General features: G+C 63.4%; 22 protein-coding genes and 1 tRNA gene. 8 read left to right on the top strand and 15 right to left on the bottom strand.

What is annotated here, in order from left to right; genetic code table 11:
- Nucleotides 1–18: 18 nt before the first annotated feature.
- Nucleotides 19–1,218: an ornithine--oxo-acid transaminase gene (gene rocD, locus AB4097_RS07345; RefSeq protein ID WP_442037990.1), complete on the bottom strand. Its 1,200-nt coding sequence runs from the start codon at nt 1,216–1,218 to the stop codon at nt 19–21.
- 99 nt (nt 1,219–1,317) lie between these two features.
- A complete protein-coding gene (locus AB4097_RS07340) occupies nt 1,318–1,833 on the bottom strand; it encodes an Lrp/AsnC family transcriptional regulator (protein WP_442037988.1) in 516 nt (171 codons plus the stop codon).
- Between the two features lie 399 nt (nt 1,834–2,232).
- Between AB4097_RS07340 and AB4097_RS07335 the strand changes: the two genes are divergently transcribed.
- From AB4097_RS07335 to AB4097_RS07325, 3 genes are all read left to right on the top strand, one after another.
- Nucleotides 2,233–2,430, top strand: a complete 198-nt coding sequence (locus AB4097_RS07335; RefSeq protein WP_442037986.1) for a hypothetical protein — start codon at nt 2,233–2,235, stop codon at nt 2,428–2,430.
- 90 nt (nt 2,431–2,520) lie between these two features.
- The gene (locus tag AB4097_RS07330; protein ID WP_442037984.1) at nt 2,521–3,147 is read left to right on the top strand and encodes a 2-dehydro-3-deoxy-6-phosphogalactonate aldolase; all 627 of its coding nucleotides are present in this window, start codon (nt 2,521–2,523) and stop codon (nt 3,145–3,147) included.
- A gap of 80 nt (nt 3,148–3,227) precedes the next feature.
- Complete coding sequence (locus AB4097_RS07325) at nt 3,228–3,482, top strand: hypothetical protein (RefSeq protein WP_442037982.1); 255 nt, start codon at nt 3,228–3,230, stop codon at nt 3,480–3,482.
- Nucleotides 3,483–3,545: 63 nt separating this feature from the next.
- Here AB4097_RS07325 and AB4097_RS07320 read toward each other — a convergent pair whose 3' ends face one another.
- A complete protein-coding gene (locus tag AB4097_RS07320; protein ID WP_099508000.1) occupies nt 3,546–3,779 on the bottom strand; it encodes a DUF6894 family protein in 234 nt (77 codons plus the stop codon).
- 219 nt (nt 3,780–3,998) lie between these two features.
- Between AB4097_RS07320 and AB4097_RS07315 the strand changes: the two genes are divergently transcribed.
- The gene (locus AB4097_RS07315) at nt 3,999–4,301 is read left to right on the top strand and encodes a hypothetical protein (protein WP_442037980.1); all 303 of its coding nucleotides are present in this window, start codon (nt 3,999–4,001) and stop codon (nt 4,299–4,301) included.
- 96 nt (nt 4,302–4,397) lie between these two features.
- On the opposite strand, the gene AB4097_RS07310 is transcribed toward AB4097_RS07315, so the two are convergent.
- The 7 genes from AB4097_RS07310 to AB4097_RS07280 all read right to left on the bottom strand — a co-directional run bounded on the left by AB4097_RS07310 (nt 4,398) and on the right by AB4097_RS07280 (nt 11,341).
- Nucleotides 4,398–4,472 (bottom strand) — tRNA-Glu (locus AB4097_RS07310).
- Nucleotides 4,473–4,551: 79 nt separating this feature from the next.
- On the bottom strand, nt 4,552–6,363 hold the full coding sequence (gene recJ, locus AB4097_RS07305) for a single-stranded-DNA-specific exonuclease RecJ (RefSeq protein ID WP_442037978.1): 1,812 nt from the start codon (nt 6,361–6,363) through the stop codon (nt 4,552–4,554).
- A 172-nt stretch (nt 6,364–6,535) separates the two neighbouring features.
- Entirely contained in the window at nt 6,536–6,979 is a 444-nt protein-coding gene (locus AB4097_RS07300) for a GNAT family N-acetyltransferase (protein WP_442037976.1), read from the bottom strand.
- A 113-nt stretch (nt 6,980–7,092) separates the two neighbouring features.
- The gene (glpX, locus tag AB4097_RS07295; RefSeq protein ID WP_442037974.1) at nt 7,093–8,091 is read right to left on the bottom strand and encodes a class II fructose-bisphosphatase; all 999 of its coding nucleotides are present in this window, start codon (nt 8,089–8,091) and stop codon (nt 7,093–7,095) included.
- A gap of 54 nt (nt 8,092–8,145) precedes the next feature.
- A complete protein-coding gene (locus AB4097_RS07290) occupies nt 8,146–9,468 on the bottom strand; it encodes a homoserine dehydrogenase (RefSeq protein WP_442037972.1) in 1,323 nt (440 codons plus the stop codon).
- A 99-nt stretch (nt 9,469–9,567) separates the two neighbouring features.
- Nucleotides 9,568–10,788, bottom strand: coding sequence for an LL-diaminopimelate aminotransferase (locus AB4097_RS07285; protein WP_442037970.1), 1,221 nt, complete (start codon nt 10,786–10,788; stop codon nt 9,568–9,570).
- A 157-nt stretch (nt 10,789–10,945) separates the two neighbouring features.
- Nucleotides 10,946–11,341 (bottom strand): hypothetical protein, encoded by a 396-nt coding sequence (locus AB4097_RS07280; RefSeq protein ID WP_442037968.1) that lies wholly within the window; start codon nt 11,339–11,341, stop codon nt 10,946–10,948.
- A 111-nt stretch (nt 11,342–11,452) separates the two neighbouring features.
- Here AB4097_RS07280 and AB4097_RS07275 point away from each other — a divergent pair, with 111 nt between their 5' ends.
- Nucleotides 11,453–13,258 (top strand): PHA/PHB synthase family protein, encoded by a 1,806-nt coding sequence (locus tag AB4097_RS07275; protein WP_442037966.1) that lies wholly within the window; start codon nt 11,453–11,455, stop codon nt 13,256–13,258.
- Between the two features lie 168 nt (nt 13,259–13,426).
- On the opposite strand, the gene AB4097_RS07270 is transcribed toward AB4097_RS07275, so the two are convergent.
- On the bottom strand, nt 13,427–14,758 hold the full coding sequence (locus AB4097_RS07270) for an OmpP1/FadL family transporter (RefSeq protein WP_442037964.1): 1,332 nt from the start codon (nt 14,756–14,758) through the stop codon (nt 13,427–13,429).
- Between the two features lie 382 nt (nt 14,759–15,140).
- Between AB4097_RS07270 and AB4097_RS07265 the strand changes: the two genes are divergently transcribed.
- Nucleotides 15,141–16,025 (top strand): fumarylacetoacetate hydrolase family protein, encoded by an 885-nt coding sequence (locus AB4097_RS07265; RefSeq protein WP_442037962.1) that lies wholly within the window; start codon nt 15,141–15,143, stop codon nt 16,023–16,025.
- A 236-nt stretch (nt 16,026–16,261) separates the two neighbouring features.
- Here AB4097_RS07265 and argC read toward each other — a convergent pair whose 3' ends face one another.
- From argC to rplM, 3 genes are all read right to left on the bottom strand, one after another.
- On the bottom strand, nt 16,262–17,230 hold the full coding sequence (argC, locus tag AB4097_RS07260; RefSeq protein WP_442037960.1) for an N-acetyl-gamma-glutamyl-phosphate reductase: 969 nt from the start codon (nt 17,228–17,230) through the stop codon (nt 16,262–16,264).
- A gap of 295 nt (nt 17,231–17,525) precedes the next feature.
- On the bottom strand, nt 17,526–18,002 hold the full coding sequence (gene rpsI, locus AB4097_RS07255; protein ID WP_262030947.1) for a 30S ribosomal protein S9: 477 nt from the start codon (nt 18,000–18,002) through the stop codon (nt 17,526–17,528).
- A 3-nt stretch (nt 18,003–18,005) separates the two neighbouring features.
- Complete coding sequence (gene rplM, locus AB4097_RS07250; protein WP_442037958.1) at nt 18,006–18,470, bottom strand: 50S ribosomal protein L13; 465 nt, start codon at nt 18,468–18,470, stop codon at nt 18,006–18,008.
- A gap of 287 nt (nt 18,471–18,757) precedes the next feature.
- On the opposite strand from rplM, the gene AB4097_RS07245 reads away from it, so the two are divergent.
- Nucleotides 18,758–19,378 (top strand): glutathione S-transferase family protein, encoded by a 621-nt coding sequence (locus tag AB4097_RS07245; protein ID WP_442037956.1) that lies wholly within the window; start codon nt 18,758–18,760, stop codon nt 19,376–19,378.
- Nucleotides 19,379–19,390: 12 nt separating this feature from the next.
- Here AB4097_RS07245 and AB4097_RS07240 read toward each other — a convergent pair whose 3' ends face one another.
- Entirely contained in the window at nt 19,391–19,828 is a 438-nt protein-coding gene (locus AB4097_RS07240; protein ID WP_442037954.1) for a PaaI family thioesterase, read from the bottom strand.
- Nucleotides 19,829–19,877: 49 nt separating this feature from the next.
- Between AB4097_RS07240 and AB4097_RS07235 the strand changes: the two genes are divergently transcribed.
- Nucleotides 19,878–20,402, top strand: a complete 525-nt coding sequence (locus AB4097_RS07235) for a CoA-binding protein (RefSeq protein WP_442037952.1) — start codon at nt 19,878–19,880, stop codon at nt 20,400–20,402.
- Nucleotides 20,403–20,781: the final 379 nt, after the last annotated feature.

Below are 20,781 nucleotides of genomic sequence, written 5' to 3'. Positions count from 1 at the left end.
CGATGGAATTCCCCTGCATCAATGGACGGCGCGGGCGAAAACCCGCTCGATCCGCTCCATCCCCCAGTCGATCTCATCGCGGGTGATGGTGAGAGGCGGTGCGAAGCGCAGCACCGTCCCGTGGGTATCCTTCGAGAGAACGCCGTTCTGGAGCAGCGCATCGCAAATGGAACGGGCGGAGGCTACGTTGGCATCGACCTCGACGCCGACCCACAGGCCGCGGCCGCGCACGTCCTTCACGATGTTGCTGCGCATGGCACGCAAGCGGTTCTGGAGGTAGCCGCCCATTTCCGCGCTCCGCTCGACGAGATGCTCCTCCTCGATCACCGCAAGGGTCTCCAGGCCGATCCTGGCCGCCAGGGCGTTGCCTCCGAAGGTCGAGCCGTGGGAGCCGGGATTGAAGACGTCCATGACGTCGTGCGTCCCCACGAAAGCCGAAACCGGATAGACGCCGCCGCCCAGGGCCTTGCCGAGGATCAGGCCGTCCGGCTTGATGCTCTCATGCTGGTGGGCGAACCAGCGGCCCGTGCGGCCGAGGCCCGACTGCACCTCGTCGAGAATCAGCAGCACGTTGTGCCTGTCGCAGATGGCGCGCAGGTCTTTCAGGTATCCTTCCGGCGGCACCACGATGCCCGCTTCGCCCTGAATCGGCTCGATCAGAACCGCGCAGGTGTTGCCTGTGATGGCCTTCTCGACCGCGTCGGCATCGCCGAACGAGACCAGCTTGAAGCCGCCCGCGAAGGGACCGAAGCCCTCGCGATAGGATTCGTCGGAGGAGAAGCCCACGATGGTGGTCGTGCGGCCATGGAAGTTGTTGTCGGCGACGATGATCTCCGCCTGGTCCTTGGCGATCTTCTTCCTCATGTAGCCCCAGCGCCGGGCGGCCTTGATGGCCGTCTCGACGGCTTCGGCTCCGGTGTTCATGGGAAGCGCCATATCGAGGCCGGTGATCTGGACGAGGCGCTCCAGGAAGGGACCGAGCAGTTCCGTGTGGTAGGCGCGGCTGGTGACGGCGAGCTTCGAGGCCTGCTCCATCATCGCCTTCAGGATGCGCGGGTGGCCATGGCCGAGGCTGACCGCCGAATAGGCGCTCATCATGTCGAGATAGCGCCGGCCTTCCGTATCGGTGGCCCAGACACCCTTCGCCTCCCGCAGGACGACGGGCAAAGGATCGTAATTGGCAGCGGTGACCGATCGTTCGAGAGCAATGAAATCCATGGGATCCTCCATGGATAAGCTTAGGAGCATCCCGCTTCGATTGAAGCTGAATTCCCGCCACGCGACAGCCGTTTCTGTCGTCCGGTCAGGTGCCGGCGCTCAATCCGGGCGATCGGGCACCGGGTAGCCCTCGAAATCCTTGAGGGTCTTCAACACGAAGGTCGTGTGGATACGCCCGATTCCGAACCCGGGATCGGCAAGATAGGCTTCGGTCAGGGCCTCGTACGCCGCCAGGGTCGGAGCCACGATCCGGGCTGTATAGTCGTACTCACCGTTGACGACCTGGAGTTCGATCACAGCAGGATTTGCTGTCAAAGCCCGCTCCAGCCGCTGCCGGGTTCCGGTGGAGGGATCGCGCATGCTGATCCCGGCAAGTGCGATGATGTCGTGCCCGAGGGCGGAAGGCTCGATCAACGCCGTGTAGCCGCGGATCACCCCCTTCTGTTCAAGGCGCCTCACACGCTCGAGACAGGGGCGTGCCGAGAGCCCGACACGTTCGGACAAGGCCTGGTAGGTGATGCGCCCATGATCGCGGAGCGCGTCGAGGATCATCAGGTCGATCCGGTCGAGGGCAGGTTTGACGCTGCGGCTGAGCAGCTTCGAGGGCGGCTTCATGGTTCGGCTCGCACAGGGCCCAAGGAACGTTACAGGCCCGACAACAGATCGTCAGGTCTCTATCCTACGATGCACAAGCGTTGCAATTCCACATAAGGAATGAGGCGGCGCTACAGCCGTCTGCCTCAACCGCCCGAGGCACGGCGCCCGGGAGCTGCACTTCGATCCACAGTCGGGCCACAATTAATCGTTACTATATTTCATGAAGGGTGCATGAGTTCAGTCGTTGCTCACATTTTTATATCGTTTCATTGTTGTGTCGCCCTTAAGCTCGAGTATAACTCTGCGTCACTTTTTACGGGGCCAAGACCAGTGAATCTTCTTTCGGAGACGGATGTCGCCGACAGCATTTCGGCGCTTTGCAGATCCCTTGACGAGAATTGCAGGAGCTCAGTCGGCATGGACATGTCGTTGACCCACTCTCTCGGGTTCGATTCACTCAAGCTCATGCAGTTCTTCGCGGGCGTCGAGGAACTCTACCCGGATGCGGCGCTCGAAGACTGGTTCATCGAACACAGCGCAGACGGTCGAGACACACTACGCAGTGCCGTTTCCTATCTGGTGCGATTTCTTCCTCCGCACGCGGCAAAAGGTTGAAACCGGCCTCGCCCTTTGCCAACTAGTACCGGCCTGTCCGAAACGCTTCTGGGGACAGCTGCTTTTCGCGACGAGATTGGAGGTGCTGTTGTGCTGCGGGATTACCTGACGGATCTTCCTCTGGTCGCCATTCTGCGTGGGCTGAAGCCCGAAAATGCCGAAGCTGTAGGCTTTGCCCTGGTCGAGGCCGGCTTTCGGGTCATCGAGGTCCCCTTGAACTCGCCCGAGCCCTTCCGCAGCATCGAGATCCTCGCCAGAACGATGCCCAAGAACGTGCTCGTAGGAGCGGGGACCGTCCTGGAGCCCGAGCAGGTCGTCGGCGTCCACGATGTGGGCGGCAAACTCATCGTCATGCCCCATGCGGACCTCGATGTGATCCGGTCCGCCAAAACGAACCGCCTTCTCTGCACTCCGGGCGTTGCGACCCCGACGGAGGCCTTCGCGGCCCTCAAGGCTGGAGCGGACGCCATCAAGATCTTCCCGGCCGAAGCCATTCCGCCCACGGTCGTCAAGGCCTGGAGGGCCGTCCTGCCGAAGGATGCGCTCGTCCTGCCGGTCGGTGGCATCAAGCCAGACAACATGAAGCCTTACGTGGATGCCGGCGCCAACGGATTCGGTCTGGGTTCCGCCCTCTTCACGCCCGCCATGGCGATCGAGGAGATCGGCCGGAATGCCCGGAATTTCGCGCAAGCCTGGCAAAACCTGCAAGCCGCCTGAACTCATCGAATCGACCTGAGCAGGAACCGCTGGGAGCGAAAGCCGTTCTCAGGGGGAAATGCTTGTTCAAGGAGTTCACGATGAGGAAGACAATACTGATTCTTGCGGCCTCGCTTCTCAGCACGGCCGCCTTCGCCCAGGACACGACCACGACCATCAAGAAGGAAGAGGGAATCCTGGGCAGCCAGACGACCATCGAGCGCAAGACGGAGCCGAGCACGACGTCGTCCACCTCGGTCACCACGACTACGGGGTCCGTGGGCTGCACCACCGAAACCAAGCAGAAGACGGACGAGTTCGGCGACACGACCACCAAGAAGAAGACGGATTGCTGATCAGTCTCGTCTCTTCGCCAATCAGGGCCCGGCCTCGCGCCGGGCCTTTCCTTGACGGCTACCTTAACGGCGGCGTCCGCCCTGCCCGCCGCGGAAGAACGGGACGGTCAGAAGGCGCCGCCCCGTCTCGTCGGTGATCTCGAGTTCGATATTGCCCGCATCGGCCAGCTCATCCCGCAGTTCCTCGACCGTGGCCAATGCCTCGGCGCGGGCCGCCTCGAGGTCGGGGAGCTCGATTCCCTCCTCGTCTTCATCGACGTCGTAGCCGTCTCGGATGTTGAAGAAATAACGGGGCATGGGATCAAGCTTCAGAAGGATGTTTGGCGGTAAGAACGCCCCTGCGGGCGGCAGGTTCAATCGGGTACCTGCGCTTATCCTATACACGTATTTTTCGAAAGCGTGACGCCTATCGTGAGACGGCGAAAGACCGGCCGATCGAGCCATGGAGCTTTTTTCCCGAGCGCGCGTTGATTGGCACGCCAAGGGTAATAGCGGGTCAACCGTCAGGGACTTGTCATGATCCGTCGCCCTCTCGATTCAGCCATTCTCATCGGCGCGATCGCCGCGTTTGGAATAACGCCGGCCGCTGCGCAGACGTCCTGTGGCCCGCGCGAACAGCTCGTGAAGCTGCTTGCAGACCAATACAAGGAAGATCCGGTCGGCATAGGCCTCGCCCAGCCCGGACAGGTGCTCGAAGTCTTCGCCTCGTCGGGCGGAACCTGGACCATGGTGATGACGATGCCAGACGGCAAAGCCTGTCTCATCGCCGCCGGCAACAATTGGGAAATGGTCACCAAGATCAAGGGCAACCCAGCCTGAACGCTGCCTTGGCCTGACGCCGAAACTATCGAACCTTCGAGACCCCGACGAATACTTCGCGAGGCCCAAGAGAACTGAATTTGCGGGAGTGGAGAGTGGCGCGCCCTAGGGGAGTCGAACCCCTCTTTCCTGCGTGAAAGGCAGATGTCCTAACCGATAGACGAAGGGCGCGCTGTTGTTCGGGGCAGTGCCTCCGAAGTGGGCGAACCTATAGATTGGTTCGTGATGCATCGCAAGCACCTGATTGGAATTATTCCGGCCTCGCGGCATCCACGATGCGAACCTCGACCTTCTCGTTGCCGCCCCAACGGTCGATGGAAAGCGTACCGGCTACGTGGAGCGTGTTGCCGATGGCCTGAGACAGGGCGATTCCGAGGGGTTGGCCCGCCGTCCGGAAGGCGATGCCGCCGATGAAGCTGCCGTCGCCGCCCCTGAGCTTCACGCGCATATGACCACCGCTGCCCACCTCGCGCGCCTCGATCAGGCGATGCTGCGCAAAGGCGAAGACGGGCTCGGGCTGCCCCTGGCCGAAGGGCCCTGCCCGCTCCAGCGCCGTGACCACGGCAGGCTGGGCGCCGGCGGCCGTCAGGGTCGCGTCGATGGCGAAGTTGTCCGTGAGGCGCATGGTGCTCACCGGCTCGGTCAGCTTCTCGGTGACGAAGCCGAGGAAACGCTCCAGATCGACCGCCCGGATCGTCACGCCGGCCGCCATGGTGTGACCGCCGCCTTTGATGGCAATCCCCGCTTCGACGGCCGCGCGGACCGCATAACCCAGGTCCACACCCGGCACGGAACGGCCGGAGCCGGTCGCCGTGCCGTCCGGGTTCAGCGTGAAGGCGAAGGACGGGCGGCGGAACCGCTCCTTGGTCCGGGCGGAGATCAGGCCGACGACGCCCGGATGCCATTCGGCGGAAGCCGTCACGAGAACGGGCATGTCCGGGACGCGCTCGAGAGCCATCATGGCCTGCGCTTCGGCCTCGGCGACGGCCACGACCTCGATGGCCTGACGTTCGCGGTTGAGCCTGTCGAGTTCGGCGGCAAGCCGCCCAGCCTGCACGGGATCTTCCGTCAGCAGGAGCCGCGAGCCCAAGGCAGCATCGCCGATGCGGCCGCCCGCGTTGATGCGCGGCCCGACGAGATACCCGAGATGCCAGCTTTCCGGTGCCCCGGCGAGTCCGGCTGCGTCGAGCAGTGCCGCCAGCCCCACCCGGCGGCGGCTCTTCATGATGGCGAGGCCCTGGCGCACGAAGGCCCGGTTGAGCCCGATGAGCGGAACCACGTCGGCCACGGTCGCAAGGGCGACGAGATCGAGGCTTCCCATCAGGTCCGGTTCGGCCCGTCCCTGGAAGAAGCCGCGGGAGCGAAGGGTCCGGTTCAAGGCGACGAGGAACAGGAACACCACGCCGGCCGCACACAGATGGCCCAGGCCCGAGAGATCGTCCTGCCGGTTCGGGTTCACGACGGCGAGCGCCTCAGGCAATTGCTCCGGGGCCTGGTGGTGGTCGAGGACGACGGGGTCGAGACCCAGGCGCTTGGCTTCGGCCAGGGGTTCGATGCTGGCCGTGCCGCAATCGACGGTCACGAGAATGTCGGCGCCCTGCTGCTTCAGCGCCCGGATGGCATCGACATTCGGGCCATAGCCCTCCGTGATCCGGTCTGGAATGTGGATCGCGTATTCCAGTCCGCAGGCTCGCAGATATTCGGCGAGCAGGGCCGCGCTGCAGGCGCCGTCCACGTCGTAATCGCCGAAGATCGCCACCTTCTCGTTGCGCAGGACGGCATCGGCCAGTCGGGAAGCCGCGGCCTCCATGTCGGTGAGCACATGCGGGTCGGGCATGAGATCCCGCAGGCGCGGGTTCAGGAAACCTTCCGTATCGTGAAGCCCCACGCCCCGTCCGGCCAGCACCCGGGAGAGGACATCCGGCAGGCCGTGGGTCTGGGCGATGGCGAGCGCAATCGTCCCCTGGGTGGCATCGCAGCGCTCGACCCAGGTGCGCCCGAGGGCGGAATTGGTGACGCCGAGAAAGGGTTTCGGCAGGAGGAGAGGAGATGATTCGGTCACACGGCGAGTCTTATCCGCGAATTGTGGTCAAAGCATCCTGGCAAAGTATCCCAGCGGCTTCTCGCATGTCATGGCCGGCCTTGTGCCGGCCATCCCAATAAGGTGAGACTCGGCGCCTTTCGGAATCGGGATCACCGGCACAAGGCCGGTGATGACGTCGTGGCGAAGAACATCACCCCAGCAAATGCCGATACTGGATGAAGCCGCTGCGTGCCGCGACCTTGTCGTAGAGCGCCTGGGCGGTCGTGTTGGTCTCATGGGTCAGCCAGTAGACCCGGGCCGCGCCATGGGCGCTCGCCTTCTCGTACACGGCCTCGATCAGCGCGCGCGCCACCCCTCGGCCTCGCGCCTCCTCGGCCGTGAACAGATCCTGCAGGTAGCAGTAATCGGCCGTCGTCCAGGTGGAGCGGTGATAGAGGTAGTGCACGATGCCGACGATCTGCCCATCGAGAACCGCTGCGAGACCATGGATCGGCTGCGCGGGATCGAGGAACCGGCACCACGTCGCATCCGTAACCTCTGGCGGCACGGATGATTTGTAGAACGTCAGGTAGCCCTGCCAGAGAGGTTCCCAGGCATTCCGGTCGTCCGCGGTGAAGGGGCGGATTTCGATCATAGGTGCTTTCCCTGCCTGCTCCATCGCCATGCGCTCTCCGGACCTGAAACGTGGATGGCCGGGACAAGCCCGGCCATAACGCGATGTGGATGATCGTATGGACCTTGACGCGCTTAATCCAGGTGGAACTTCGCCAACTCCCGGTGCTCGCCGTAGATGCGGCGAACGGTGCCGGTGGCGGAACGATAGACCACCGTCTCGGTGGTGATCACTTCCTTGCCGAAGTGGACACCTCGGGTCAGCGCACTGTCGGTCACGCCGGTCGCCGCCACGATCACGTCCCCGCGGGCGAGGTCCGTCATGTCGTACTTCTTGTTCGGATCGGTCACGCCCATCTGGAGGGCGCGGGAGCGCTTCTCCTCGGTGTCGAGGATCAGGCGGGCCTGCATCTGGCCGCCGATGCAACGCAGCGCTCCGGCCGCCAGCACGCCCTCGGGGGCGGCGCCGATACCGAGATAGATGTCGATGCCGGTTTCGGCAGGCTTCGTGGTAAAGATCACGCCCGCCACGTCGCCGTCCGAGATCAGGCGGACGCCGGCCCCCGTCTTGCGGATGGCAGCGATCAGATCCGCGTGACGCGGACGATCGAGCACCAGAGCGGTCAGCTCGTTCACCTTCACGCCCTTCGCCTTGGCGAGGCTGTGCAGGTTCTCTTCCGGAGAGGCATCGAGATCGACCACGCCGGTGGGGTAGCCCGGGCCGACGGCGATCTTGTGCATGTAGACGTCGGGAGCCGCCAGCAGGGTTCCGGCCTCGGCCATGGCCATCACGGCGATGGAGCCCGGCATGTCCTTGGCGCAGAGCGTGGTGCCTTCCAGCGGGTCGACGGCGATATCCACCTTCGGGCCCTGCTTGTTGCCGACCTTCTCGCCGATGAAGAGCATGGGCGCCTCGTCGCGCTCGCCCTCGCCGATCACCACCGTGCCGTCGATGGGAAGCTTGTTCAGCTCGCGGCGCATGGCATCCACGGCGGCCTGGTCGGCGGCCTTTTCGTTGCCGCGGCCGCGCAGCCTGGCGGAGGCCACCGCCGCGCGCTCGGTGACGCGGACGAGCTCCAGGGTCAGGATGCGCTCGATGATTTGGCCCGGTTGGACGGTAATGCCTTGCGACATGGACTTGTCGTCTCCCTTTGTGATCGTCGGGGTCCGGAATGGACCGATCGTAGATTACTCGCGTTCGATGCGAATGACTTGGGGCGGCTCGGCGATAAGACCATCCCCCGAAATCTTTTCCAGGGCCGAGCGGATCGAAGCCTCAGTGGCCGCATAGGTGATCAGCACAAGCGAAACCGGCGCGCCCGAGCGGCCATGCGGATCCTGCGTCGCGGCGACTTCCGAGCGCTTCTGCAGGATGCTCTCCAGGGAGATGTCGGCCTCCGCCATGCGGGTCGCCACGCCTGCGGCGACACCCGGCCGGTCATGGACCGTCAGGCGAATGTAATAGCCGCCCTCGTGGCGCTGCATGGGCGCGCGGGCCGCCTTCTCCAGGCGATCCGTCGGAGTGCCGAAGAGCGGTTGCACATTGCCGGTGGCGACGTCGGCAATGTCGGCCACGACGGCGGAGGCGGTGGCATCGCCGCCTGCTCCCGGCCCGATGAGCGTCAGTTCCCGCACCGCGTCGGCGTCGATGGTCACGGCATTGGTCACGCCCATCACTTGGGCAATGGACGAGGTCCGGGGCACCATGGTGGGGTGCACGCGCTGCTCGATGCCCGTCTTGGTGCGCTCGGCGACGCCCAGGAGCTTGATGCGGAAGCCCAGCTCCTTGGCCATGGCGAGGTCGAGTGGCGTGATGGAGGAAATGCCCTCCACATAAATCGCATCCGCATCGATCTCGGTGCCGAAGGCCAGGCTGGTGAGGATCGCGAGCTTGTGGGCCGTGTCGAAGCCCTCGACGTCAAAGGTCGGATCGGCCTCGGCATAGCCGAGACGCTGCGCGTCCTTCAGGCATTCGGCGAAGGTCAGCCCCTCCAGTTCCATGCGCGAGAGGATGTAGTTGCAGGTGCCGTTGAGAATTCCGTAGAGGCGGGAAATCCGGTTGGCCGGCAAGGCCTCACGCAGGGTCTTGATGATCGGAATGCCGCCGGCGACGGACGCTTCGAAGGCCAGAGATACGCCCTTCCCTTCCGCCAGTTTCGCCAGCTCGAGACCGTGCTTGGCGAGCAGCGCCTTGTTGGCCGTGACCACGTGCTTGCCGAGCGACAGGGCCGCCCGCACCGTCTCGAGGGCCGCCCCGTCCGCACCGCCGACCAGCTCGACCACGCAATCCACGTCCGCTGCGCGCGCCAGCTCGACCGGGCTGTCGAACCATGTGAAGCGGGAGAGGTCGAAGCCCCGATCCTTGCTCCTGTCTCGGGCCGAAATGGCAACGACCTCGACCGGCCGCCCGCCACGCTGGGCGACAGACTCGTTCTGCCGGTCGAGAATGCGAATGACCGATGCGCCGACGGTGCCGAGACCGGCAATGCCGACCCTAAGGGGACGTGTCACGAACAACAGCTCCTCAAAAATGTCGGGCTGCTTTTACGACCGCCAAGGTGTCCTGTCCATGCGGACGCGGAATCCTGGTGGATTCCGCCCCGGCGGGGATCAGCCCCGGCGCGCCATCGGCACCACGTTGTGGAGCGTCTGGTCGGCAGTGTCGAAGAACTTGCGGATGTTGCGCGCCGCCTGGCGGATGCGCTGCTCGTTTTCCACAAGGGCGATGCGCACAAACTCGTCGCCGTGCTCGCCGAAGCCGATGCCGGGCGCCACCGCCACATCGGCCTTCTCCACCAGGAGCTTGGAAAACTCCAGGCTGCCCATGGACCGAAACTTCTCCGGGATCTGCACCCAGGCGAACATGGAGGCGGTCGGCACGGGAACGTCCCAGCCGGCCTTGGCGAAGGACTCGACCATCACGTCACGGCGGCGCTTGTAGGTGGCGCGCATCTCGCGGATGCAGTCGTCCGGCCCGTTGAGAGCGGCCGTGGCTGCCACCTGGACCGGCGTGAAGGCGCCGTAATCGAGATAGGACTTCACCCGGGCCAGAGCCGCCAGCAGGCGCTCGTTGCCGACTGCGAAGCCGATGCGCCAGCCGGCCATGGAGAAGGTCTTCGACATGGAGGTGAACTCCACCGCCACGTCGATGGCGCCGGGCACCTGCAGGATGGAGGGCGGCGGGTTCGATTCGTCGAAATAGACCTCCGAATAGGCCAGATCCGACAGGAGGATCAGCTCGTGCTTCTTCGCGAAGGCGACGAGATCCCGGTAGAAGTCGAGGGAGGCCACATAGGCGGTCGGGTTCGACGGATAGCACACGACGAGAGCGACAGGCTTCGGGATCGAATGAGCCACGGCCCGCTCGGCCGCGACGAAGAAGTCGGGCGTCGGCTCGGCCGGAACCGACCGGATGACGCCGCCCGCCATCAGGAACCCGAAGGCATGGATCGGGTAGCTCGGGTTCGGCACCAGGATCACGTCTCCCGGCTCGGTGATCGCCTGGGCCATGTTGGCGAAGCCTTCCTTGGAGCCCAGCGTTGCCACCACCTGTGTGTCGGGGTTGAGCTTCACGCCGAAGCGGCGCTCGTAATAGCCGGCCTGGGCGCGGCGCAGCCCGCCGATGCCCTTGGAGGCGGAGTAGCGGTCCGTGCGCGGCTTGCCCACGGTCTCGACGAGCTTGTCGATCACATGCTGGGGGGCCTGAAGGTCCGGATTGCCCATCCCGAGGTCGATGATGTCGGCGCCGTTGGCCCGGGCTGCGGCCTTGATGCGGTTGACCTGCTCGAAGACGTAGGGAGGGAGGCGCTTAATCCGGTAAAAGTCAGGCATGGGGCTCGTCCTCGGGCGGAATTACGGGATTCCGGTATAGGTTCCAAAGCATCGGACCCAAAAGTGGGTCCCACTTTTGGGATTGATCCGATGCTCAAATTATTAAATGGCGCATCATTCTTCGCGGAAAACCGTATCCACTTTTCCGCACGATGCGCTAGGGCGTTCTCTTGGAATTCGTCTTCTGGCGCGTCTGCTGCGGCGTGTTGGCCGGGAGCTTGATCGGCTCGGGCGGCGGTGTTTTGCCAAGTTCGGCGGCCGCCGCTCCGGCTGCCTCGTTCCGGGCGCGCAGGGCGTCGAGCTCCGCTTCGGCGGCCTTGATCTGGTCGGCCGTCCTCGCCGGGGTCTGGCGATCCGGGGCAGGCGTTCCGATCGGCATGTATTCCAGGTTCGTCGGCCTGGACTGAACAACGAAATCCTGGCTGGCGGCCGTCTGCGGACCCGCCCCCACGGCGGTTGCCACATCCCGGACGGGATTGAAGCTGCCATTGCAGCCGGCAACAAGCATCGTCACGGCCACGGCGGAGGGGATCGGAAAGGGCTTCATACGCATTGTGATACCTAAGATCTGCAACATGGCTCTGGCATACTCGACGGCTCGAACGTTAGGATGTCGGAAATGCGGCTTGCGAGCAATGCTGCTGCGATAGAGGGAGATCGCCCTATGGACAAGCCATACGGTGAGGAGAAGACTCAGAGCCCCGTCCCGGACTTCGAGGAACTCTCCCGTAACGTGGCGCGCTTCATCGAGGGAGCCGGCAAGGCCGCAGCCGCGTATCTCAAGCCCGTCCAGGAAGGTCAGGCTCCGCCTGAACTTCCAAGCGACGCTGCGGAAGCCATCAAATCCTTCGGTCGGGTGGCCGAGGTCTGGATGAGCGATCCGCAGAAGAGCTTCGAGGCCCAGTCCCGCCTCGGAACGCAATTCCTGTCCCTGTGGGCTTCGACGCTGCAACGTGCGCAGGGTGAGCCCGTCGCGCCTGTGGCCGAGCCCGAACCCAGGGACAACCGCTTCAAGGACCCGGAATGGTCCGAGAACCCCATCTTCGATTTCCTGAAACAGGCCTATCTCATCTCGTCCCGATGGGCGGAGGATCTCGTCGAGAATGCCGAAGGACTCGATGAGCGCACGCGGCACAAGGCCCATTTCTATCTGAAGCAGCTATCGAGCGCGCTCTCGCCGTCCAACTTCCTCCTGACCAACCCGGAGCTGATCCGCGAGACCCTCAAGGAGAACGGGGCCAATCTCGTGCGCGGCATGAGCATGCTGGCGGAGGACATCGAGGCCGGCGGCGGCGAGCTGAAGATCAGGCAATCGGACACGAGCCGGTTCAAGGTGGGCGTGAACATCGCCACCACGCCGGGCAAGGTGATCTTCCGCAACGATCTGATGGAGCTGATCCAATATGCTCCCGCGACGGAGAAAGTCCTCAAGCGGCCGCTGCTGATCGTGCCGCCCTGGATCAACAAGTTCTACATTCTGGACCTCAATCCGGAGAAGAGCTTCATCCGGTGGGCGGTCTCGCAGGGTCTCACCGTCTTCTGCATCTCCTGGGTCAATCCGGCCGAGCAGCATGCCGAGAAGGGCTTCGAGCACTACATGGTCGACGGCATCTTCGCTGCGCTCGACGCCATCGAACAGGCAACCGGTGAGAAGAAGGTGACGGCCATCGGCTATTGCGTCGGCGGGACGCTGCTCGCGACCACCCTCGCCTACATGGCGGCCAAGCGCGACAAGCGGATCGACAGCGCCACCTTCTTCACCGCGCAGGTGGATTTCACCCATGCGGGCGACCTGAAGATCTTCGCCGGCGAGGAAGAGGTCCGCAGCCTCGAGGCTACCATGAAGAAGCGCGGGTATCTCGAAGGCTCGCGCATGGCCAATGCGTTCAACATGCTGCGGCCCAACGACCTGATCTGGCCCTATGTGGTCAACGTCTACATGAAGGGCCAATCCCCCTTCCCGTTCGACCTGCTCTACTGGAACGCCGATTCCACCCGCATGCCCGCGGCGAACCACGCCTTCTACTTGCGCAACTGCTATCTCGAGAACAGGCTCGCGAAGGGCGAGATGGAGCTTGCCGGCGTGAAGCTGGACCTGAAGAAGGTGAAGGTGCCAGTCTTCAATCTGGCCACGAAGGAAGATCACATCGCTCCGGCCCGCTCCGTGTTCGTCGGCTCGAAGATGTTCGGCGGGCCGGTCGATTACGTGCTCGCCGGCTCCGGCCATATCGCCGGTGTCGTCAATTCTCCCGGCAAGCCGAAGTACCAGTTCTGGACCGGCGGTCCCGTCGAGGGGGAATTGGAGGACTGGGTGAAACGGGCGACGGAGACATCGGGCTCCTGGTGGCCCTACTGGTTCGAGTGGATCAAGGCCCAGGCACCCAGGATGGTCGCTGCGCGGGAACCAGGGGGCGGCAAACTGGAACCGCTCTGCGAGGCACCGGGAACCTATGTTCTTGAAAAGTCTTAAAGGGCGCTTTGAGACGACGCCCAAAGAGAAGTGCTCGTCGCACCGGGATGGCCGGGACTTGATCCCCGGATCAAGTCCAGGGACGACCATGACATGGGCGAGAACGTAGACCCAAAAATCGAAAGGCCGGCAGATCTGCCGGCCTTCTTGCTGTTGGATCCTGATAGATCAGTACTTGCGAACGAGCGGAACGGCCGGGATCGCAACCTTCGGGTTGTCCCAACGATAGCGCAGGCCTGCCGAGATGATATCGACGGACGAATCCACATCCGCGAGATAAGGCAGTCCCTCGAAGTCCTGATGTCCGGGAAGGATGCGGATATTCGTATTCTTCGTGAAGATGTGCGTATAAGCCACGTCGAAGGACAGCTGTTCGTTCCACTGGTAGCTCGCACCGAGCGACGCCCAGATGCGGTCGTTGTCGGGGAGACGGGTGGAGCGGATTTCCGTATCGATCGGCGACTGCTCGTAGGCGAGACCCGCACGCAGGATCCACTGATCGTTCAGCTTGTAGTCCGCGCCGAGGGAGTAGAAGTACCCGTCCTTGTAGTTGAGCGGAATGTCCGTGACGGCCACGCCGCCGGGGCCGAGCACGAGAGGCGTCTTGAGAACGCTCCAGTTCGTCCACTCGAAGCCGGCATGAATCGTGATGGCCGGGGTAATCACCTGCGAAAAGCCGACCGTGAGCTGGTCGGGAGTCTTCAGCTTCGCGGTGATCGGAAGGTTGGCGAAGGGGCCGATCGAACCGAAGGGAGCCTGCAGGCTGCCCTCGAGCTCATGCTCGACCTGGGACCGATAGCCGATACCGATCGTCGTGCCGGCGAACGGCGTGATCGTGACACCGGCCGTGAAGCCGAAGCCGATGTCGTCGCCGTCGAGGATGCCGCTCGGCGCGCCTGGCAGCGTCGCGGAAGCGGCCGGAGCGCCCGGGAAGGGCACCGCTCTCTTGAGGCGGATGTCGAAGTACTGCAGCGACGGGCCCACGGCGAACGAGAACCAGTCGTTCACCTTCACGCCCAGGACCGGGTTCACGTTCACGGAGAAGATACGCGAGGATCGCGAATAGAGCTGACCGGACCAGTTCTGTCGCGGATCGGTCACGAGGCCGTAGGGCGAGGTGCTGGAGAGACCGAGCCAGAACATGTCGTTGATCTGGAAGGAGCTGTATCCCGAAGGGACGAAAGCGTCCTCACCGATATCGCCCGAGCCGCCGAACACGAAAGTCGGGACGGAGGGCAGAGGGTTGATATCGACCCGCGGAATGATCAGAGAGCCACTCACCTCGGTCTGCCAACCGGGCATCATCGTGATGACGGCCGGGTTCCAGAACATGGAGGACAGATAACCGGAGCCCGAGGCGGCGCCAGCGAACGAATACCCTTGCGCCGTGGCGCTCTGCTCGCGCAGGGCGAAGGCACCGGCATGTGCACCGCCCTGAGCGGCGATGAGTGCTGCGGCGGAAACAGCCGCCAGCGACAAGGAACGAGAGAGAAGACCCATGGAGTTTTCCTGCCCATATGATTTTTATGCGGGAGAATCCCGCCGTAAGGGCAATGTGCCAATGCTTATTTTTGGCCGCAATCTTTTCGTGAGGACCGAACAGGGGATTAATAATTTCTAAAATCGGTTCAGAAGCGAGAATTTCTACTTCACTTTACGCTGCTGACGCTGAATAAGCGGAAAGTATGGGCATATCGTTCATATGTAAACTGATGTATAGTCGGCCCTCATCTTGAGTTGATCTGCGGCGAACGATGGGGTGGAAATCCGGCACTTTGTTCCCCTTCGTGGCAAAACAGCAACATATTTGCGTCTAGAACATGCATTGTAGCTCGGCGCATTCGCGCCAATTATGCATATGCCGCAACGAGAGGAGCGCTTGATGAAGCTGGTGAGATTTGGGGACGCTGGACAGGAGAAGCCGGGCTTGATCGATTCCAGCGGCCAAATTCGGGACCTGTCAGGCATCGTCCCGGACATCAATGGCTCATCCCTGTCGTCCGAGACCCTGGAGCGCATTCGCAAGACCGATCCAGCTACCCTCCCCGTTGTCCCGTCGGGACAGCGTCTGGGTGCCTGCGTCGGGCAGGTGCGCAACTTCATCGCCATCGGCCTGAACTATGCCGACCATGCGGCCGAGACGGGAGCGCCCATTCCGGCGGAACCGATCGTCTTCAACAAGGCTCCGTCCTGCATCGTCGGGCCCAATGACGACGTGGTCATCCCGCGCGGATCCCAGAAGACGGACTGGGAGGTTGAACTCGCCATCGTGATCGGCGAACGGGCCTCTTATGTCGGCGCCCACGAGGCGCTCGATTACGTCGCCGGCTACTGCGTCTGCAACGACGTGTCCGAGCGCGAATTCCAGACCGAGCGCGGCGGCACCTGGACCAAAGGCAAAGGCTGCCCGACCTTCGGACCCCTCGGCCCCTGGCTCGTCACCAAGGACGAGATCCCCGACCCGCAGAACCTCTCCATGTGGCTCGACGTCAACGGCGAGCGTGTGCAGAACGGCTCGACCAAGACCATGATCTTCAACGTGGCGCAGATCGTGGCTTATGTCTCGCACTTCATGATCCTGGAGCCCGGCGACGTGATCACCACCGGCACCCCTCCCGGCGTCGGCATGGGCATGAAGCCGCAGCGCTTCCTGAAAGCCGGCGACGCGGTGTCTCTCGGCATCGAGGGCCTCGGCGAGCAACGCCAGCGCTTCGTCGCCTTCGAAGGCCCCCAGAGCGAAGCCAGCAAGAACTGGAAGGGGCATTAGCAGCCCCTCCTATCATGGCCGGCACAAGGCCGGCCATCCACGTCTGCTTGCCACCCCCACAGCCCTCATCCTGAGGAGCAGCGCAGCTGCGTCTCGAAGGATCGTCCAGTGCTTTCTGGAACCGCCCTCGCCCTTCGAGACGGTCGCTCTGCGACCTCCTCAGGATGAGGGCTCACGCAAGTGCCAGTTGCGTCTCCTCTGCGTCATGACCAGCACACAGCCAGTGATGACAGGCCTTACGCAAGTCCCAGCATCAGCTGGATGTTCTGCACGGCCGCGCCGGACGCGCCCTTGCCGAGATTGTCGAGCCTCGCCACCAGCACGGCGTGGTTGTAGCCGTCGTGCTTGAACACGAAGAGTTCCAGCCGGTTGGTGTCGTTCAGGGCCTCCGGCTCGATCCGCTCGATCTTCTTAGCCTCCCGGATCGTCGGCACGACACTGACGAGGCCGCCGTCCTGATAGTGCTTCAGGAGTGCCGCCTCGAGATCCGCCGCCTTCGGCTTGCCGGGCAGCAGGTCGAGATGCAGCGGCACGCTCACCAGCATCCCTTGCCGGAAGTTGCCAACGGAGGGAATGAAGATCGGCCGCCGGGTCAGGCCGGTATATTTCTGCAACTCGAGCACATGCTTGTGCTCGAAGCCGAGTCCGTAGAGCTCGAAGGACGGCGCCGTGCCGGCCTCATAGGCCTCGATCATCGATCGCCCGCCGCCGCTATAGCCGCTGACCGCGTTCACGCTAATCGGGTAATCGGCCGGAACCAGCCCCGCATCCACGAGGGGACGAATGAGCGCGATGGCGCCTGTCGGGTAGCAGCCGGGATTGGCGACACGCTCCGCCTCGGCGACAGCCTCCCCTTGCGCCGGGTCGAGTTCGGCAAAGCCGTAGACCCACCCGGGCGCGACGCGATGCGCCGTGCTGGCATCGAGGATCTTGGGCTTCCGGCCGCTCAAACCGTCGACGAGGCTCACGGTCTCGCGGGCGGCGTCGTCATGCAGGCAGAGCACCACGAGGTCCACATCGGCCAGGATCTCGCGCTTGGCCTCCGGATCCTTGCGCCGCGCGGGATCGATGCTGCGGATGGCGACGCCGTTCACGTCCTTCAGGCGCTCGCGGATGCCGAGGCCCGTCGTGCCGGCCTCGCCGTCGATGAAGACCGTCCTGGTCTGCTGGTCGAGATCCGCCGAGTTCTGGGTCATGGTCGTCATGGTCGATCCGATTCACCTGTGGCTGCCTGTTTCTAGGCAAAGCCGATAGCGCCAATATGGTTCTTGGAAAACAAAAAAGCCGCGCATCGGGCGCGGCTTGCGGTCAGGCCATTCAGACAGCCGTCAACGCACGCGCACCGGGGCGGCGGTCATTCGGCGTCGGAGGATGAAAAGGCTCTGGATCATGTAGCTTTTATGAAGTTGAAGGCTCGCCCTGTCAACAAGCCTGGCCTTGCCAGCAAACAGAAAGGGCGGCCCGAGGACCGCCCTTTCCAATAATTTGCTTGAATAAGCCTTAGCGCTTCGAGAACTGGAAGCTGCGGCGGGCCTTCTTCTTGCCGTACTTCTTACGCTCGACGACGCGCGGATCGCGGGTCAGGAAGCCTTCCTTCTTGAGCGGGCCGCGAAGCTCCGGCTCATAGTAGGTCAGCGCCTTGGCGAGGCCGTGACGGACCGCGCCGGCCTGGCCGGAAAGACCGCCACCGTCAACGTTGACGGTGATGTCGTACTGGCCTTCGCGCTGAACGATTTGGAGCGGCTGCGCCAGGATCATGCGGAGCACGGGACGGGCGAAGTACACCTCGGCCGAGCGGCCGTTGATGACGATCTTGCCGGAGCCGGGCTTGATCCACACGCGGGCCACTGCGTCCTTACGCTTGCCGGTGGCATAGGCGCGGCCGAGCGAGTCGAGCTTCTGGACGTGCTTCGGAGCTTCCGGAGCGGCAGCCTGGGCGTTCTGGCCCAGATCGGCGAGAGACTGAAGAGTCGCCATGGATTAGGCCCTCACGTTCTTGGCATTGAGGGCAGCAACGTCCAGGACCTCAGGCTGCTGAGCGGTATGCGGATGCTCAGCGCCGCCATAGACGCGCAGGTTGCCCATGATCTGACGGAAAAGCGGGCCGCGGGGGAGCATGCGCTCCACAGCCTTCTCGACCACACGCTCAGGGAAGCGGCCGTCGAGAATGAACTTCGCGGTGCGCTCCTTGATGCCGCCCGGATAACCGGTGTGGTGATAGTACACCTTCTGCTCGCGCTTGCGGCCGGTGAACACCACCTTGTCGGCGTTGATGACGATGACGTTGTCGCCGCAGTCGACGTGGGGCGTGTAGCTCGCCTTGTGCTTGCCACGCAAGCGCATGGCGACGACCGAAGCGAGACGGCCCACAACGAGGCCCTTCGCATCGATCACAACCCACTTCTTCTCGACCTCGGCGGGCTTCAGCGAAGTCGTAGTCTTCATTGCGCTGTATCCCGTTGGAGCCATATGGCTCAGGTTCTGAAAACGACAAACCGCCGCGATATGCGGCGGCGAGTGATGGCTGTTTAGTGAGATCGGGCGTCGAAGTCAACAGCATTTTCGACCGCACGATTCCCATAAAAGCCTTACAAAACAATGGCTAAGATATATAAGGTATCAAAACACCACACATGCGGCCCTTGAATACCACATCTCTTTTGCGCTGAACCGATTACCACTATGCTCGCCTTGGCGGCACATCCCGTTCCGCAGATTCGGAGACGCCCCCGATGACAGACGAACTGATCTTCTTCACGAATCCCATGTCACGCGGCCGCATCGCACGCTGGATGTTGGAGGAAACGGGCTGTGCCTATCGTACGGAGATTCTCGGTTTCGGCCCGGAGATGAAGTCGCCGGACTATCTGGCCATCAACCCCATGGGGAAGGTGCCGGCGATCCTTCATAGGGGAAAGATCGTCACCGAGGCGGCCGCGATCTGCGCCTATCTGGCCGATGCCTTTCCCGATGCCGGGCTTGCTCCGCCGCCCCAGGACCGGGCCGCCTATTACCGCTGGATGTTCTTTGCGGCCGGCCCGGTGGAGGCTGCCTTGAGCAACAAGGCTTTCGGCTTCGAGGTCCCGGCCGACCGGCGTGGCATGATCGGCTATGGCAGCGTCGAGAACGTGGTCGATGCCTTGGAATATGCCGTGACCCAATCAGAGTACATCGCCGGCGACCGCTTCACGGCCGCGGACGTCTATGTCGGCTCGCAGATCGGCTGGGGCATGATGTTCGGCACGCTCGAAAAGCGCCCGGCCTTCGACGCCTATTGGCAGCGCATCAGCTCGCGTCCGGCGGCTGTGAGGGCCCGTGAGATCGACGATGCGCTTGTGCCGCCGAAAGCTTGAGCTGCCCCAGGCCTAACGACGCTCCGGGATCGAATAGGTCCCGGTCGCATGGCAGACCATGTCGGGGCTACCCTCGGACGTGATCGACACATCGCCCACCGCCAGACGCTTGCCGAGCTTCAGCAGGCGGCAATCGGCGATGAGCGCGCGCGGCTCCGGCTTTCTCAGGAAATTGAAGTTGAGGCTCGTGGTCACCGCGAGCGCCACGGGGCCGATATGGGCGAGAATGGCCGCGTAGAGAGCGAGGTCCGCCAGCGCCATCATGGCCGGACCCGAAATGGTGCCGCCCGGACGCAGGTGGCGTTCGTGGTATTCCATGCGCATCCGAGCCGTGAGCGGCCCGACCTCGTCCACGAAGTAGCTGCGGCCTCCCACATGCATCTGCGGAAACTCCCGATCGAGGAACGCCGTCAGCTCGTCCTTCGTCATGATCGGATGATGCGAAGCCATGCGTCAAATGCTCATTGAACTGCCCTGCCCTATCCCATACGTTCCATCCATGACCCACGACAATTATCCGAACGATTACATCCGCGGCATCCTGAACAGCGTGAAGACGATCGCGCTGGTCGGCGCCTCGCAGAACCCGGCGCGGCCGAGCTGGATCGTGACCAAATACCTGCTGGAACGGGGCTACGACGTGATTCCGATCAACCCGGGTCTGGCGGGCGGCGAGCTTCTCGGGAGAAAGGTCTATGCCTCCCTCAAGGACGTACCCGTTCCAATCGACATGGTCGAGATCTTCCGCAACTCCGAAGCCGCCGGACCGATCACCGACGAGGCTTTGGCTCTCGATCCCCTGCCGAAGGTCCTCTGGATGCAGCTTTCCGTCCGCAATGACGATGCCGCTGCCAAGGCAGAGGCGAAGGGCCTGCAGGTCGTCATGGACCGGTGCCCGAAGATCGAGTTCGGACGGTTGTCCGGCGAAATTTCCTGGCAGGGCGTGAACTCGCGTATGCTGAGCTCCAAGAAGCCGGTTCTTTCGGGCAAGGGGTTCCAGAAACTCAGCCTCAACCGGCCGTGAGGCCTCCCCGAGGCACGACCGAGTTCATCCCAACCATCTGGAATGGAAGAACAACCTCGGTGTCATTCCCGACCGGAGCGCAGCGGAGAGGAGGGGGAATCCCTCGCGGCTCGCTTGATCGTGGATCCCCTTCCTTCGCCTGCGGCTCGCCAGGAATGACACCCGCCACTCCTCTCCCTCTCCCGCCTGGGAGAGGATGAACATCCTCCCCGTCATGGCCGGGCCTGTCCCGGCCATCCACGCCTTCTCTCCCAAACCCTCCGGCCTCATCCTGAGGAGCAGCGCAGCTGCGTCTCGAAGGATCATCCTGCGCGTACTGGAGCCTCCTTCGAGACGGTCATTGACGTGACCTCCTCAGGATGAGGCCGGAGGGTGAGAG

Source organism: Microvirga sp. 2MCAF35 (genome assembly GCF_052115545.1).
Taxonomy (GTDB): domain Bacteria; phylum Pseudomonadota; class Alphaproteobacteria; order Rhizobiales; family Beijerinckiaceae; genus Microvirga.
This window is presented reverse-complemented; position numbering and strand designations above follow the sequence as displayed.